The organism is Pseudomonas sp. S1(2024) (assembly GCF_046557535.1).
Window position 1 is genome coordinate 1 of sequence record NZ_JBKGFP010000003.1, and the last position, 13478, is coordinate 13478.

Annotated in this window: 16 protein-coding genes and 1 pseudogene; 4 read left to right on the forward strand and 13 right to left on the reverse strand. The window is 66.3% G+C overall.

What is annotated here, in order from left to right:
• Nucleotides 1–79 precede the first annotated feature (79 nt).
• From purT to ACLCGK_RS03920, 5 genes are all read right to left on the reverse strand, one after another.
• Nucleotides 80–1261: a formate-dependent phosphoribosylglycinamide formyltransferase gene (gene purT / locus ACLCGK_RS03900; protein ID WP_013971185.1), complete on the reverse strand. Its 1182-nt coding sequence runs from the start codon at nt 1259–1261 to the stop codon at nt 80–82.
• 76 nt (nt 1262–1337) lie between these two features.
• Nucleotides 1338–1805, reverse strand: a complete 468-nt coding sequence (locus tag ACLCGK_RS03905; protein ID WP_003252131.1) for a VUT family protein — start codon at nt 1803–1805, stop codon at nt 1338–1340.
• 90 nt (nt 1806–1895) lie between these two features.
• Nucleotides 1896–2099, reverse strand: a complete 204-nt coding sequence (locus ACLCGK_RS03910) for a DUF1289 domain-containing protein (RefSeq protein ID WP_410951310.1) — start codon at nt 2097–2099, stop codon at nt 1896–1898.
• Nucleotides 2089–2613 (reverse strand): gamma carbonic anhydrase family protein, encoded by a 525-nt coding sequence (locus ACLCGK_RS03915; RefSeq protein ID WP_015269134.1) that lies wholly within the window; start codon nt 2611–2613, stop codon nt 2089–2091. The genes ACLCGK_RS03910 and ACLCGK_RS03915 overlap by 11 nt, the downstream gene beginning before the upstream one ends.
• Before the next feature lie 44 nt (nt 2614–2657).
• Nucleotides 2658–3257: a CoA pyrophosphatase gene (locus tag ACLCGK_RS03920; protein WP_003252125.1), complete on the reverse strand. Its 600-nt coding sequence runs from the start codon at nt 3255–3257 to the stop codon at nt 2658–2660.
• A gap of 124 nt (nt 3258–3381) precedes the next feature.
• Here ACLCGK_RS03920 and ACLCGK_RS03925 point away from each other — a divergent pair, with 124 nt between their 5' ends.
• From ACLCGK_RS03925 to ACLCGK_RS03940, 4 genes and pseudogenes are all read left to right on the forward strand, one after another.
• Nucleotides 3382–3933, forward strand: coding sequence for an NUDIX hydrolase (locus ACLCGK_RS03925; RefSeq protein WP_061303194.1), 552 nt, complete (start codon nt 3382–3384; stop codon nt 3931–3933).
• A gap of 22 nt (nt 3934–3955) precedes the next feature.
• Nucleotides 3956–4510: a murein L,D-transpeptidase family protein gene (locus ACLCGK_RS03930; protein WP_013971179.1), complete on the forward strand. Its 555-nt coding sequence runs from the start codon at nt 3956–3958 to the stop codon at nt 4508–4510.
• A 160-nt stretch (nt 4511–4670) separates the two neighbouring features.
• The gene (locus ACLCGK_RS03935) at nt 4671–6353 is read left to right on the forward strand and encodes a ShlB/FhaC/HecB family hemolysin secretion/activation protein (protein WP_410951311.1); all 1683 of its coding nucleotides are present in this window, start codon (nt 4671–4673) and stop codon (nt 6351–6353) included.
• A 27-nt stretch (nt 6354–6380) separates the two neighbouring features.
• Nucleotides 6381–6872, forward strand: a pseudogene (locus tag ACLCGK_RS03940) (filamentous hemagglutinin N-terminal domain-containing protein); the annotation flags it as partial.
• A gap of 438 nt (nt 6873–7310) precedes the next feature.
• Here ACLCGK_RS03940 and ACLCGK_RS03945 read toward each other — a convergent pair.
• The 8 genes from ACLCGK_RS03945 to gspF form a co-directional block, all read right to left on the reverse strand.
• Nucleotides 7311–7970, reverse strand: a complete 660-nt coding sequence (locus ACLCGK_RS03945) for a hypothetical protein (protein ID WP_410951312.1) — start codon at nt 7968–7970, stop codon at nt 7311–7313.
• Entirely contained in the window at nt 7967–8353 is a 387-nt protein-coding gene (gene gspM, locus ACLCGK_RS03950) for a type II secretion system protein GspM (protein WP_085720732.1), read from the reverse strand. The genes ACLCGK_RS03945 and gspM overlap by 4 nt, the downstream gene beginning before the upstream one ends.
• Nucleotides 8350–9426 carry a type II secretion system protein GspL gene (gene gspL / locus ACLCGK_RS03955; protein ID WP_410951313.1) on the reverse strand — a complete coding sequence of 359 codons (1077 nt, stop codon included), beginning with the start codon at nt 9424–9426 and terminating at the stop codon, nt 8350–8352. The genes gspM and gspL overlap by 4 nt, the downstream gene beginning before the upstream one ends.
• A complete protein-coding gene (locus ACLCGK_RS03960; protein WP_410951314.1) occupies nt 9423–10121 on the reverse strand; it encodes a prepilin-type N-terminal cleavage/methylation domain-containing protein in 699 nt (232 codons plus the stop codon). The genes gspL and ACLCGK_RS03960 overlap by 4 nt, the downstream gene beginning before the upstream one ends.
• Before the next feature lie 894 nt (nt 10122–11015).
• Nucleotides 11016–11384 carry a type II secretion system protein GspI gene (locus ACLCGK_RS03965; protein WP_410951315.1) on the reverse strand — a complete coding sequence of 123 codons (369 nt, stop codon included), beginning with the start codon at nt 11382–11384 and terminating at the stop codon, nt 11016–11018.
• The gene (gene gspH, locus ACLCGK_RS03970; RefSeq protein ID WP_410951316.1) at nt 11381–11818 is read right to left on the reverse strand and encodes a type II secretion system minor pseudopilin GspH; all 438 of its coding nucleotides are present in this window, start codon (nt 11816–11818) and stop codon (nt 11381–11383) included. The genes ACLCGK_RS03965 and gspH overlap by 4 nt, the downstream gene beginning before the upstream one ends.
• A 3-nt stretch (nt 11819–11821) precedes the next feature.
• Nucleotides 11822–12256: a type II secretion system major pseudopilin GspG gene (gene gspG, locus ACLCGK_RS03975; protein WP_013971171.1), complete on the reverse strand. Its 435-nt coding sequence runs from the start codon at nt 12254–12256 to the stop codon at nt 11822–11824.
• 17 nt (nt 12257–12273) lie between these two features.
• Nucleotides 12274–13476: a type II secretion system inner membrane protein GspF gene (gene gspF, locus ACLCGK_RS03980; protein WP_410951317.1), complete on the reverse strand. Its 1203-nt coding sequence runs from the start codon at nt 13474–13476 to the stop codon at nt 12274–12276.
• Nucleotides 13477–13478: the final 2 nt, after the last annotated feature.

Consider the following 13478-nt stretch of genomic DNA (forward strand, 5'->3'; position numbering starts at 1 on the left):
CCCCCCTCCGGGGGGGGAGAAGAAAGATTCTGGGGGAGCGGGCGCGCCCGCGAAGGGCTGCAACGCAGCCCCAATCGGATCAGAACTCGACCTTGACCGCCTGCGAAGCACGGGTCGCCTTGGCACGCGCCGCTTCGACCGATTCGTCACGCGCCAGGCATACGCCCATGCGGCGGGTACCGTTGATTTCCGGCTTGCCGAACAGGCGAATGGCAGTATCCGGCTCGCTCAGCGCCGCACCCAGGTTGGCAAAGCTGGTCTGCTGCGACTGCCCCTCGGGCAAGATCACCGCCGAAGCCGAAGGGCCGAACTGGCGCACTACCGGAATCGGCAGGCCAAGAATGGCACGGGCATGCAGGGCAAACTGCGACAGGTCCTGGGAAATCAGGGTCACCAGGCCGGTGTCATGCGGGCGTGGCGAGACTTCGCTGAACCACACCTGGTCGCCCTTCACGAACAGTTCCACGCCAAACAGGCCACGACCGCCCAGGGCATCGGTGACCGCCTTGGCCACCCGCTGCGACTCGGCCAGCGCCTTCGGGCTCATGGCCTGCGGCTGCCACGATTCCTGGTAGTCACCCTTCTCCTGGCGGTGGCCGACTGGCTCGAGGAAGGTGGTGCCACCGACGTGGCGCACGGTCAGCAGGGTGATTTCGTATTCGAAGTCGATGAAGCCCTCGACGATGACCCGGCCTTTGCCGGCGCGGCCTCCTTCCTGGGCGTAGGCCCACGACTTCTGCAGGTCGGCATCGCTGCGCAGCAGGCTCTGGCCCTTGCCCGACGAGCTCATCACCGGCTTGACCACGCACGGGTAGCCGACATCGGCCACGGCCTTGGCGTAGTCTTCATAGGTGTCGGCGAAGTGGTACGGCGAGGTCGGCAGGTCCAGCTCTTCGGCGGCCAGGCGGCGGATGCCTTCACGGTTCATGGTGAGCTGGGTGGCGCGGGCGGTCGGCACCACGTTGAAACCTTCGTTTTCCAGCTCGACCAAGGTGGCGGTGGCGATGGCCTCGATTTCAGGGACGATGTAGTGCGGCTTCTCGGCCTCGATCACCGCGCGCAGGGCCACGCCATCGAGCATGTTGACCACGTGGCTGCGGTGCGCCACCTGCATCGCCGGGGCATTGGCGTAGCGGTCGACGGCGATCACTTCGACGCCCAGGCGCTGCAGCTCGATCACCACTTCCTTGCCCAGCTCGCCACAGCCGCAGAGCAGTACACGGGTCGCAGTAGGCGACAAGGGGGTTCCGATACGGGTCATTTCAGGTCCTCGAAGGCGTCCGGGGCCGCACCAGGCTTGGCGCCGCCCGCTGAAAAAGGACCGCTATTCTACACCATCAACCCGCCACGGCGGCCCGCCGGGCGCGAAATGCCATGGCCAGCCACACGGCGGTGACCCCGGCGAATTTCGAGGCCATGGCGGTGCCGATCACGGCTGGGGTCAGGGCACCGATCATGCCGAAGAAGATGAAGGTGTCGACCGGGATGCTCAGCGCCGAGCTCAGCCACAGGCGGTCGCGCAGCGGTCGGCGGGTGATGCTGAACACCAGCCAGTCGATCAGTTCGGAAATGAAGAAGGCGGTGGCGCTGGCCAGGGCGATGGCCGGTTCCGAGGTGACGTAGGACAGCACCAGCGCCGCCAGCATGGCGACCAGGGCGCCATGGCCGAAGCGGGTTTGCACCATGTCGCGCAGGATGAACACCAGGCCGCCCCAGGCGGACCAGATGATGTCCAGGTGCGGCGCGCTGGAGAAGGCGTAGTTGATCAGCACTACGCTGCTGATGTAGGCAATCAGATAGAACATGGCGGGTAGTCTGTGGGCAAGCGGCACAGATTACCGCTGGCTTCATCGGCAGGCAACGGTACAAGGTCGGCGATGAAGCCGACAAGGTATTTAGCCTCCGATAATCAGGCCGGCAGCTACTGCCCTTTCATGGCACAGCTTCAGCACCGCCCGGCGCTCGTCGTTGTCCATCCGCCCCCAGCGGCCGATCTCGGCCACGGTTCGCTGGCAACCTGTGCAGATATCCTGCTCGTCCAACGCACAGATACTCACGCACGGCGAGGCTACCGGTCGCTCCACTACATCACTCATCATCAACCACCAACTCCCGTGCATAACGCTGGGCATTGTGCACGTAATGCGCGGCACTGGCTTCAAGCATGCGTTTCTGCTGTTCGGTCAGCTCGCGCACCACCTTGCCCGGCGACCCCATCACCAGCGAACCGTCGGGGATCTCCTTGCCTTCTGCAATCAGCGCATTGGCGCCAATAATGCAATGCTTGCCGATGCGCGCGCCATTGAGGATGACCGCGTTGATACCGACCAGGCTGTAGTCGCCCACCGTGCAACCATGCAGCATGGCGTTGTGGCCAACGGTCACGCCCTTGCCCAGGGTCAGCGGCGAGCCCATGTCGGTGTGCATCACCGTGCCATCCTGCACGTTGCTGCCTTCGCCAATGTCGATCAGCTCGTTGTCCCCGCGCAGCACCGCGCCAAACCACACGCTGGCATCGGCCTGCAAGCGCACCTTGCCGATCAGCGTGGCGTTGGGTGCGGCCCAACTGGTGGGGTGGCTCTCGACCCGCAGGTCGCCCAGGCGGTATTTCATGCTTGCTCCTCAGGCTGCAACGCAGACGACGGGGTTGGCCCCGCTCAGTTTTCGATGTAACGCTCCGGGGGCTGGTGCAGGCTGATGCCGGCATCGAACAGCAGGTTGACCAGTTCGACGATCATGATCGCCGACAACCCCCAGATCTTGTATTCACCATAGCGATAGCTGGGCACATACCAGCTGCGCCCCTGGTAATCGATACGATGGGTATGGTCGCGCGGGTCCTGGCGGAAGAATTCCAGCGGCACGGTGAATACTGCCGCGATCTCGGCATCATTGGCACGGTATTCGACAAAATCGGGGATGAGCCCGACGAATGGCGTCACTTTCAGGCCGTGCAGCGAAATCAGCGGGCTGAGCGGGCCGATCACTTCCACCAGGCCTGGTGGCAGGCCAATTTCTTCTTCGGCTTCACGTAGCGCGGTGAACACCAGGTCCGGGTCTTCCGGGTCGCGGCGGCCACCGGGAAAAGCCACTTCGCCGCCGTGGGTGGACAGGCCCTTGGCGCGCAGGGTCAGGACCAGCTCGGGCGCTTCGCTGCGGGTAATGGGCAAGAGGACCGCCGCTTCGGGGAACCGCCGGTCGGTTTCCAGTGATGCGGGTTGGTGGTTGCTCATTCGGCGAAGTAGCTCGTCCAGCATTGCGCACGCTCATATCCAAGGCCTGCCTTGCATGATGCACCAAAGGCGCGAAGCACCCAAGCCCCGTGCGCTTGCGACGGCACGGCCGGCGCGCCAAGATAGCCCGGAGCAAAAGGAACGACACATGAAATTCTGCAGCGCGTGCGGCCAGCCGGTCACTCAGCGGATCCCCGAGGGCGACAGCCGCCTGCGGTATGTCTGCGAGGTTTGCCAGACCATCCACTACCAGAACCCCAACATCGTCGCCGGCGTGTTGCCGACCTGGGGCAGCCAGGTGTTGCTGTGCCGGCGCGCCATCGAGCCACGCCGCGGCTTCTGGACCCTGCCCGCCGGTTTCATGGAAAACGGCGAAACCCTGGACCAGGCCGCCCGTCGCGAAACCGTCGAGGAGGCCTGCGCCCGGGTCGGCAGCATGAGCCTGTACCAGCTGTTCGACCTGCCACACATCAACCAGGTGCACGTGTTCTTCCGCGCCGAGCTTGCGGACCTTGATTTCGCTGTCGGTGTCGAAAGCCTGGAGGTGCGGCTGTTCGAGGAACATGAGATTCCGTGGGGCGAGCTGGCTTTCCGCACCGTCACTCGCACACTAGAATGCTACTATCGCGATCGCATCAGGCAGCACTACCCCATAGGCCATGAATACCTGCCGCCGATGAACGTCTCGCCCACCACCTAGAAGCCTTCAGGGATACCGTTACATGCGCTGGTTGCTTGCCCTTTTCTGCCTTTGCGTTACCTCGGTGTCCCAGGCGGCCTTCACCGAGACCATCATCCGCAAGCCCCAGCCGGCAGTGCAAACCCCGTCGCCTTCGCAGCAGGCCATGCAACCGCTGATCGACAAGGTGCTGGTGATCAAGTCCGAGCGCCGTCTGCAACTGATCAGCCGTGGCGAACCGCTGAAGACCTACCGCATCTCGCTGGGCAAGCAGCCAAAAGGCGCCAAGGAGCGCGAAGGCGACAAGAAAACCCCCGAGGGCCTTTACTGGCTGGACTGGCGCAAGCAAAGCGACCGTTTCAACCTGGCCATACACATCAACTACCCGAACATCAACGACGCGGCCCGTGCCACTCGTGAAGGGGTGAGTGCCGGCAGCATGATCATGATCCATGGCACGCCGATCAACGACGAGTATCCGGAGTGGTACTTCCATACCCTGGACTGGACAGATGGGTGTATTGCCATGCGTAACCGCGACATGCAGGAAGTGTGGGACCTGGTGCGGGATGGCACGTTGATCGAAATTCGGCCCTGATAGCGGGCCTTTCAACTGATGCTGTAGGAAGCTTCCCACCATCAGGCAAGAACGCGCCCTACAAGCGCTTAGGCCGGGTACTGCATCCAGGCGAACCCCTTAATTTTTAGCATCCACGCAGACGAGTACGAAATCCGTACATCATTTGCGGGGTGCTTCAATGCCGTTCCACATTCATCGCGCCACCTGCTGGGCGCTCACCTGCTGCCTGTCAGGTTTGCTGGCCGCACCACAGGCGTTGGCCGACGACCCGGCCAGCCAGCAACTGCGCGATCAGCAGCGCGGGCTGCGACAGCTGGAACAGCAACAGCGCCTGGAACGCTGGCAGCGCCAGCCCGCCCCTGCCGAAAGCCACGACGCCACCGCCCCCCTCCCCCACGACCAGCGCTGCTGGGCCATCACCGGCGTACGCGTGGCCGGCAACCGCGAGCTTTCCGACTCGGCGCTAACGCCAACCCTCCGCAGGTTCATTACCCCGTGCATGGGTATCGCGGAAATCAACGGGCTGCTGAAAGCCATCACCCAGCGCTATGTGCAAGCCGGATACCCGACCAGCCGGCCCTACCTGCAGCAACCTCCACAAGACGGCGCACCGCTGAACCTGGTCATCGTCGAGGGGTTCGTCGAGTCCATCGAAATGGCCGGCCCCGAGTTGCCCCTGTCCCTCCCCGGCGCCTTTCCCGGCCTGCTCGGGCAGCCACTGTTCCTGCCAGCCCTGGAGCAAGGCCTCGACCAGCTCAACCGGCTGCGCGCGTATGACCTGTCCGCAGAGTTGCTGCCCGGCGAAATGCAGGGCGGCACCCGGGTTGTCGTGCAGCCGCGCAAGGTGGCCTCGCGCGGGCACCTGGACAGCCGCTTCGACAACCGCGGCAGCGACCTGACCGGGCGTCATCGCCTGAACCTCGGCTTCGGCCTGGACAGCCCGCTGGGCCTCAATGATGACCTGCGCCTGTCACTGAACGGCACGGTGCTCGATGCGCCCGGGCAAAGCCAAGGCATCTCGCTGTACTACAGCATCCCCTACGGCGCCTGGACCTTCGCGCTCAGCGCCAGCGAGCTGCGCTACGAGGCGCCGCTCCCCCACAGCCGCCAGGTAGCCGACGGCAGCAGCAGCTACCAGGGCCTGAGCGTCGAGCGGGTGCTGTGGCGCAACCAGCAAGGCATGCTCAGCGCCAGCGCCCGGCTGGACCGCAAGCAGATGGTCAACCGCAGCGCGGGCGCGGTGATCGTCCAGCAGAGCCCCACCCTGGTCTCCTTGGAAGCGGGTATCAACCTGCTGTGGCTCCAGGGCGGCCTGTGGAATGGCTACCTCGGTGTCGCCCAGGGTATCGACGCCTTCGGCGCCGACCGTTCACCGCTGGGAGCGGAACGCCTGCGCCCGGATTTTCGCAAGTACCGCGCCAACCTGCTGCACCTGCGCCAGGGCCCGGCCAGCCACCCATGGCGCTGGCAGAGTGAGCTGAGTCTGCAATACAGCAGTGACCCGCTACCCGCCGTCGAGCAGTTGCTGGCCAGCGACGATTCGGCCGTGCGCGGGTTTCGCCTGCGTACCTACTCAGGTGCCAGCAGCGCCGCCTGGCGCAACACCGTCAGTCAGCCGCTGCCGGAGCGCTGGACGGCTCCCCTGCAGGTACGCCCCTACATCGGCCTGGACCTGGGCTGGACCCGCACTGCCGAAGGCAAGCCTTCACAACGCCTCGCCGGGGCCACTGCCGGTGCCGAACTGAGCCTGCCCGGCAGCCACCTGCGCCTGGGCTACCAACGGGCACTGTACGCCAGCGACCTGCCCCGCCCGCTGCTGGAACCCGGCTTCTGGGTAGTGGAACTGGCCCTGACCATCTGAATCACCCACAACAAAGAGAACGAGAACATGCAAACACTCTCGCAGTCACCGTATTCCCGCCCGGATATCTTGCGCTGGGCCATCTTCCTCGGCCTGCTCGGGCCCGGCGCCGCACTGGCCCAGGGCGGCCTGGCAGCAACCAGCGGCCCCGGCGGTACACCGGTCATCAACGACGGCCACGGCGTCCCGGTCATCGATATTGTCGCGCCAAACGCCAACGGGCTGTCACACAACCAGTTCCTCGACTACAACGTCGACCGTTCAGGGCTGGTGCTGAACAATGCCACCCAGGCCGGGCAGTCGGAACTGGCCGGTGCCCTGGCGGCCAACCCGCAATTCCAGGGCCAGGCCGCCTCGACCATCCTCAACGAGGTGGTCAGCCGCAACGCCTCGCTGATCGAAGGGCCGCAGGAAATCTTCGGCCGCCCGGCCGACTACATACTGGCCAACCCCAATGGCATCACCCTCAACGGCGGCAGTTTCATCAACACCACACGCGCCGGCTTCGTGGTGGGTACTCGGTTAGCCGGGAAACACTGAGCGGTAACGACTATCGCCGGGATGTATCGATCGATGCGTCCAACTCGCCAGTGGACCTGGGCACCGCGGTGGCTGAAATGGCCAAGGGCAAGGGTGCGGCGGATGGGGAGAATGCACTGGATCTGGGGTTGTTGAGGACCAGTGGGCACAATCGCAGTGAGCAGTGGGCTTCGAGTGTGCAGGGCAAGAAAAACTGAGGCAGGCGCCGCGCCGGAGGGCACGGGCTTCGTGCCCTCTTTTAGTATTTGGGCCAGACAGTTGATTGGTTGTAGGAGCGGCCTTGTGTCGCGAAAGGGCTGCAAAGCAGCCCCCGGTTTCAGCGCATATGCACAAATTGCTGGGGCTGCTTTGCAGCCCTTTCGCGACACAAGGCCGCTCCTACACACGCCGAGCCAGCTTGCCGGCGATAACACCTGTCTACCAGCGCAAATTCCGCTGCCCTGCCAGCGCCTGCGGCCCAAGCCACTGCACGCCACGCAGCAAAGGCGTCAGCGCCGCTTCTGGCTGCAACTCCACCACCACTTGCGCCCGTCGCGCTGGCAGGTCAGCATCCACGGCCAACAGATGCTGCCCCGGCTGCGCCAACTGCCCGCGCAGGTGCCAGCCGCTGCGGCAGTCCATTTCCAGCCAGCCCTGCCCCAGGCCCAGTGACCAGGGCTCGCTCAAGGCAAGGTCGGTTACCGCGATGCGGCCTTCGCTGGCACGGCATTGCCGCCCTGCTCCCTGCACCCGCAACGCGCCTTGCCACTGGCCGGCCAAGCGGAAATCCGTCGTCACCGTCGTCTGGGCACCCATGGCCGTCGCCCCCAACCGCCAGCGCCATGGCCAGCCTTCGACGCGCAACCGCCAGGCCTGGCCCTGAAAGCCCAGCTGTGCATCCGCCTGCAAGCGCCAAGGCTGCACCGCCCAACGCAATGGCCCGACCGGCCCCAGTTGCTGCGCCTGGCCTTGCCACAGGCTGCCGCTGACCTCACGCGCAGGCAGGCCTATCCCGCGCACCACCCAGCTGGCCGGCAGTTCCACCAGCAATGTCACGGTGAATACCAACAGCACCCACGCCACACTTCTTCGGCTCATGGCCGCACCACCAGGTCGAAGCGCAATCTCTTTTCATGCTGTTCCAGCCCCCACTGCAATGGCTGTACGCCTTCTGCACGCAGGGTCTGCAACCAGCCTTGCAGCACTCGCTCGTCGGCCACCTGCCCACGCAGTTGCCAGGTCTTGCCCTGCGCATCGACCTCGGCCAGTTCGATCTGCCGCGCCTGGGCCGACTGGCGTAGCCGCTCCAGGCTCAACCCCGGGCCGCCTTGAAGGCTGGCGGCCTGTTCGGCCAGCCCGCGCCACTGGCTGAGCTCGCGCCATTGCGCAAGGCCTGCGCGCAGGGCCAGGAAGGCCAACAACAGGGCAATCAGTGCCCAGGCGAACTTCAAACGATGACGCTGTATCCAGTCCCGGTTCATGAGGCTGCTCCCAAGTCGAACACCACTTGGCCGTCCTGCACCTGGACAGAGGCCCCGGCGGCTGTCGACATGTCGCTCCATGGCGGCGCACCGCCCTCGCCTTCCAGCCGCAAGTGCCAGCGCTGGCCATCGAAGCGCACCGCTTGCAGGCGCCAGCCGGGGTGGTCACGCAGCCAGGCCTGCAACGCAGCCTGCAGGTCTTCGAGCTGGCGCGTGCGCAGCTGCTGTTGCAATTCACTTTCGCGCAGGCGTTTGAGGGCCTGCGCGGCGTGCCGGGGGCTGGCCTGCTCACCGGTCACGGCGATGACCTGGCTGCGCCAGAGTTGCGCCTGGGCCCACTGCTTGTTCAACCACAGCCCGCCCCAGACGGCAGCCAGTACCAGGCAGGCCGCGAGCAGCCGTTGCTGTGGCCGGGACACCACCGGCAGCGAACGCACCTTGCGGGTACGCTCGAACAGGCCGGGCAATGAATCGAGCGGTGCCAACGTACTGGGCCAGTCGCCGCTCAGCGAAACCTTTTGCAGCTCCGCCCACGGTTGCCGTGGCACCTCGCCCAGTGCATCCGGCCAGGCCAGCCAGTGCTCCTGCCTGTCTTCGGCCAGCCCTTTGTACAAATACATGCCGGGTGTGCGCTGCCATTGCCAGGCACATCCCGCCTCGGGCGGCGGCAGCAGCTGTAGTTCTACCCAGCAACGTGCCACCTGCAAGCCCCATTCGGCGCACTGCCCGCGCCAGTCGTCCAGTTGCTGACGGGCCACTACCAGTAACCGAAGGTGGCCTGGCTCGCGAGCCAGGCAGGCACATGTCACTTCGTCGACGGCCTGCAGCAAACGGTCTTCGAGCAACAGCGGCCATTCTTCACGCTTGAGCCCGGGCGGTGCCGGCACGCGGAAATAGCTGCAGGCCTCGGCAGGCAGGATCAACGCCACACGGGCCTGCAGGTTCGCCGGGGGCTCGCCCTGCCCATGGCGTTGCACAAGGCCGCCCTCGGCCAGCGCCCAGTGCCAGACAACGCCCGGTCGCAGCAACAGCCACGACTGGGCCGGGCTGCGCCGCCGCCATTCAAACTTCATGAGCGCCCCCACGGGAGGGCGAAAGTGCAGACATAGGGTGCTCCGTCACGCTGCAGTTCCAGACGCACGCCACGGCCGGGGTGCGCAGGTTGGTCGGAAGGCCAGGCCAGCCAGCGGCCGCCCTGGTAATAAAGAACATTCATGGCGCTGACCCGGTCGAGCCGCTCGCGCTGGACCCAGCGTGGGGCGGCGGCGGCATAGAGATCGGCCGAGCTTTCCAGCAGCAGGCGCTGCTCACGCGCCTCGAAGCGCAGGCGCTGGCGCTGCAGGCGCGAGCCACCTTCGGCTTCCGGCATGCCGGTAATGGCGACCCAGAGCAACTGGTTGCTTGCCGGTTGCCAGTCCAGCCAGCGGCTGGCCAAGGGCAGGCGCTGGTCGTAGACACGGCGCATTACCGGGCTGTCGAAGCGACGCTCCAGGGCCAGGCAGAAATCCAGCACCGAGGTTTCCTGATTGGTGACCTGCAGGCGTTCGCGAACCTTGAGCCAGCCGTTGACCAGGGCGGCGAGCATGATGCCGAGTACGGCGGTAAGTGCCAGGGCGACCATCAGCTCGATCAGGGTAAGGCCGGCCTGGCGGTGCTTGCGGGGCTGGGTCCGGGGCTGACGGGTATGCGCCCTCTCTGTGGGAGCGGGCGCGCCCGCGAACACCGGCGAAGCCGGTGCCATCCACCGAGTCGCCTGCTTCGCGGGCATGCCCGCTCCCACAGGGACCGCACAAGCTTCACGGTCTCTGTAACTCATGGCTGCTCCAGGGGCAGACACCTGCGCGGGGTGGTAATGGGCCTCTGTGGGAGCGGGCGCGCCCGCGAACACCGGCGCAGCCGGTGCCATGCACCGCGGTGCCTGCTTCGCGGGTAAACCCGCTCCTACAGGGACCGCGCAGGCTTCACGGTTTCTGGAACTCATGGCCGCTCCAGGGGCAGGCATCTGCGCGGGGTGGAACCGGGCCTCTGTGGGAGCGGGCGCGCCCGCGAACACCGGCGCAGCCGGTGCCATGCACCGCAGTGCCTGCTTCGCGGGTAAACCCGCTCCTACAGGGACCGCACAAACCCGCTCCTACAGGGACCGCACAAGCTTCACGGTCTCTGTAACTCATGGCCGCTCCAGGGGCAGGCATCTGCGCGGAGTGGAACCGGGCCTCTGTGGGAGCGGGCGCGCCCGCGAACACCGGCGAAGCCGGTGCCATCCACCGCGGTGCCTGCTTCGCGGGTAAACCCGCTCCTACAGGGACCGCGCAGGCTTCACGGTCTCTGTAACTCATGGCCGCTCCAGGGGCAGGCATCTGCGCGGGGTGGAACCGGGCCTCTGTGGGAGCGGGCGCGCCCGCGAACACCGGCGAAGCCGGTGCCATCCACCGCGGTGCCTGCTTCGCGGGTAAACCCGCTCCTACAGGGACCGCACAAGCTTCACGGTCTCTGTAACTCATGGCCGCTCCAGGGGCAGGCATCTGCGCGGGGTGGAACCGGGCCTCTGTGGGAGCGGGCGCGCCCGCGAACACCGGCGCAGCCGGTGCCATCCACCGCGGTGCCTGCTTCGCGGGTAAACCCGCTCCTACAGGGACCGCGCAGGCTTCACGGTTTCTGTAACTCACGGCTGCTCCAGAAACACGGTGTACTGGCCTAGCGGCAGGCGCTGGTCGCGGTCGGCGAACAACAGCAGCTCGCCACGGCGCAGGCCGCGTACGCCGGTGCGGCGCAGTTGCAGTTGCCAGTGGCAGCGCTGGCCGCCTTGGCTCAGTTCACCGCCAACCTGGTTTTCCGCCGGCCAGTACTGCTCAACGGCAAAGCGGGTTTGCAGTTCTCGCACGCATAGCAGGCCAAGGCGGTGTTGCTGCAGGTTGTCCTGCACCGCCAGGCGCTGGCGCAAAACCTGGCTGGTGATCACCGCCAGCACCGCGGCAATCGCCAGGGCCACGGTCACCTCCAGCAGGGTGAAGCCACGCTGATGCCGCTTCATGGGGCAACCACCACCTGCAAGCGGCCATCGCGGCTCCAGGCCCATTGCTGGCTGCCATCGGCCCAACGCCAGCACACCTTGCCTGGTTGCGCCCAGCCATGCGGAGTGAACAACAGGCGCGGCTGCGGGCTGGCCGGCCAGTCCGGGCGCAGCCCCTTGGGCCAGTCACCAAGGGCGACTGCCTCGACCACCCAGCCATTACCCTCGAGCCGGACGAACTCCGGACGCTGGCCATTCCAGCGCAGCCCGCGCAGCTGCCCGGCATGCCGGGCCAGCGCGGCCTGCGACCGGGCCTCGCTCGCCAGCCGTTGCAGCGCCTGGTCGACACTGGCCTGGCTGTTGCCGAACCCGGCCACCGCCAATCCGGTCATCAGCCCGGCGATGGCCAGCACCACCAGCAATTCGATCAGGCTGAAACCCCGCTGACGGCGCACCCGTTACAGCTCCCAGTTACCCAGGTCGGCATCCTGGCCTTCGCCGCCTGGCAGCCCGTCGGCACCCAGCGAGTACACGTCGACCCGGCCATGTTCGCCGGGCATGCGGTACTGGTAAGGGGTGCCCCACGGGTCTTCCGGCAGGCGGCGCACGTAGCCGTCGCTGCGCCAGGCCCGTGGCAGCGGCTCCTGGGCCGGCTTTTTCACCAGCGCGGCCAGGCCCTGCTCGCTACTGGGGAAGCGCAGGTTGTCCAGGCGGTACATGTCCAGCGCCTGCTCCAGGGTGGCCAGGTCGGCCATCACTTTCTGCTTCATGGCCTTGTCCTGGTTGCCCAGCACGCTGGGCGCGACCACGGCGATCAGCAGGCCGATGATGAAGATCACCACCATGATTTCCATGAGGGTGAAACCGCGCTGGCGGTTACGTCGATGCTGCATGGCAGTACTCCTTGTCGTCACAGTTGCAGGCCCTGGTTGAGTTGCATGATCGGCAACAGCACCGCCAGCACGATGAACAGCACCACGGCGCCCATCACCAGGATCATCAGGGGTTCGAACAGCGCCATGGCGGTATCGACCTGGCGGGCGAAGCCGCGCTCCTGGTCGTCGGCCACGCGCTCGAGCATGTCGGCCAAAGTGCCGCTGGCCTCGCCGCTGCCGACCATGTTCACCAGCAGCGGCGGGAACTGCTGGCTGGCATCCAGCGCGCGATGCAGGCTGGTGCCGCCCTGCACCTGCTGGCGCACCTGCTCCATGGCCAGGCGGATACGCCGGTTGCCGACGGTTTCGGTGGCCACTTGCAGGGCTTCGAGCAGGGCCACGCCGCTGCCGCTGAGGATTGCCAGGCTGCGTGCCAGGCGCGCGCTTTCCAGCACCTGAAGCAGGCTGCCGATATGTGGCAGGCGTAGCAGCAGCTGGTCGCGGCGCAGGCACCAGTGCGGCTTGCGCAGCAACCAGCCGCCGAGCGCGCCGAGCAACAGGGCCAGCCCCAAAAGCCAGGGCCCGGCCTGCACCAACCCTTGGCTCAGGCCGATCAACAGCGATGTAATGAGCGGCAGGCTCTGCCCGGCATGGGCGAATTGTTCGGTGAGCTTGGGTACGACGAAGGTCATCAGGCCTACCACCACGGCAAGCGAAACCCCCATCAACACGGTGGGGTAGATGAGCGCGGTACGTGCCTTGTGCTGCTGTCGTTGAACCTGCTCCAAATGGTCGGCGAGGCGGGTCAGCACCTGGGCCAGGCGACCGGACCGCTCGCCGGCCTCGACCAGCGCGCAGTACAGGCCGGTAAACGGTGCCCCCTGACGTGCCAGGCTGCGAGCCAGGCCCAGGCCTTCGGCCAACGAGCCGCGCAAGGCCACCAGCACACTGTGCAAGGCGGGCTGGCGCAGTTGCCGTTCCAGGGTAGCCAGGGCGTCGACCAGAGGGATACCGGCACCGGTCAGGGTGGCCAGCTGACGAGTCAGTTCGCATAGCTGGGCGCGGCTCAGGCGCTGGCGCCGGGGTTGCCGGGTGCCGGCTTCGTGACGCTGCAAGCGGCGGGCGAACAGGCCCTGCTCACGCAACAACTGGCGGGCATGACGTTCGCTGTCGGCCTGCAAGCTGGCCTTGCGGGTCTTGCCGGCGAGGTCGACGGCCTGGTAGCGATAGGTCGGCATGG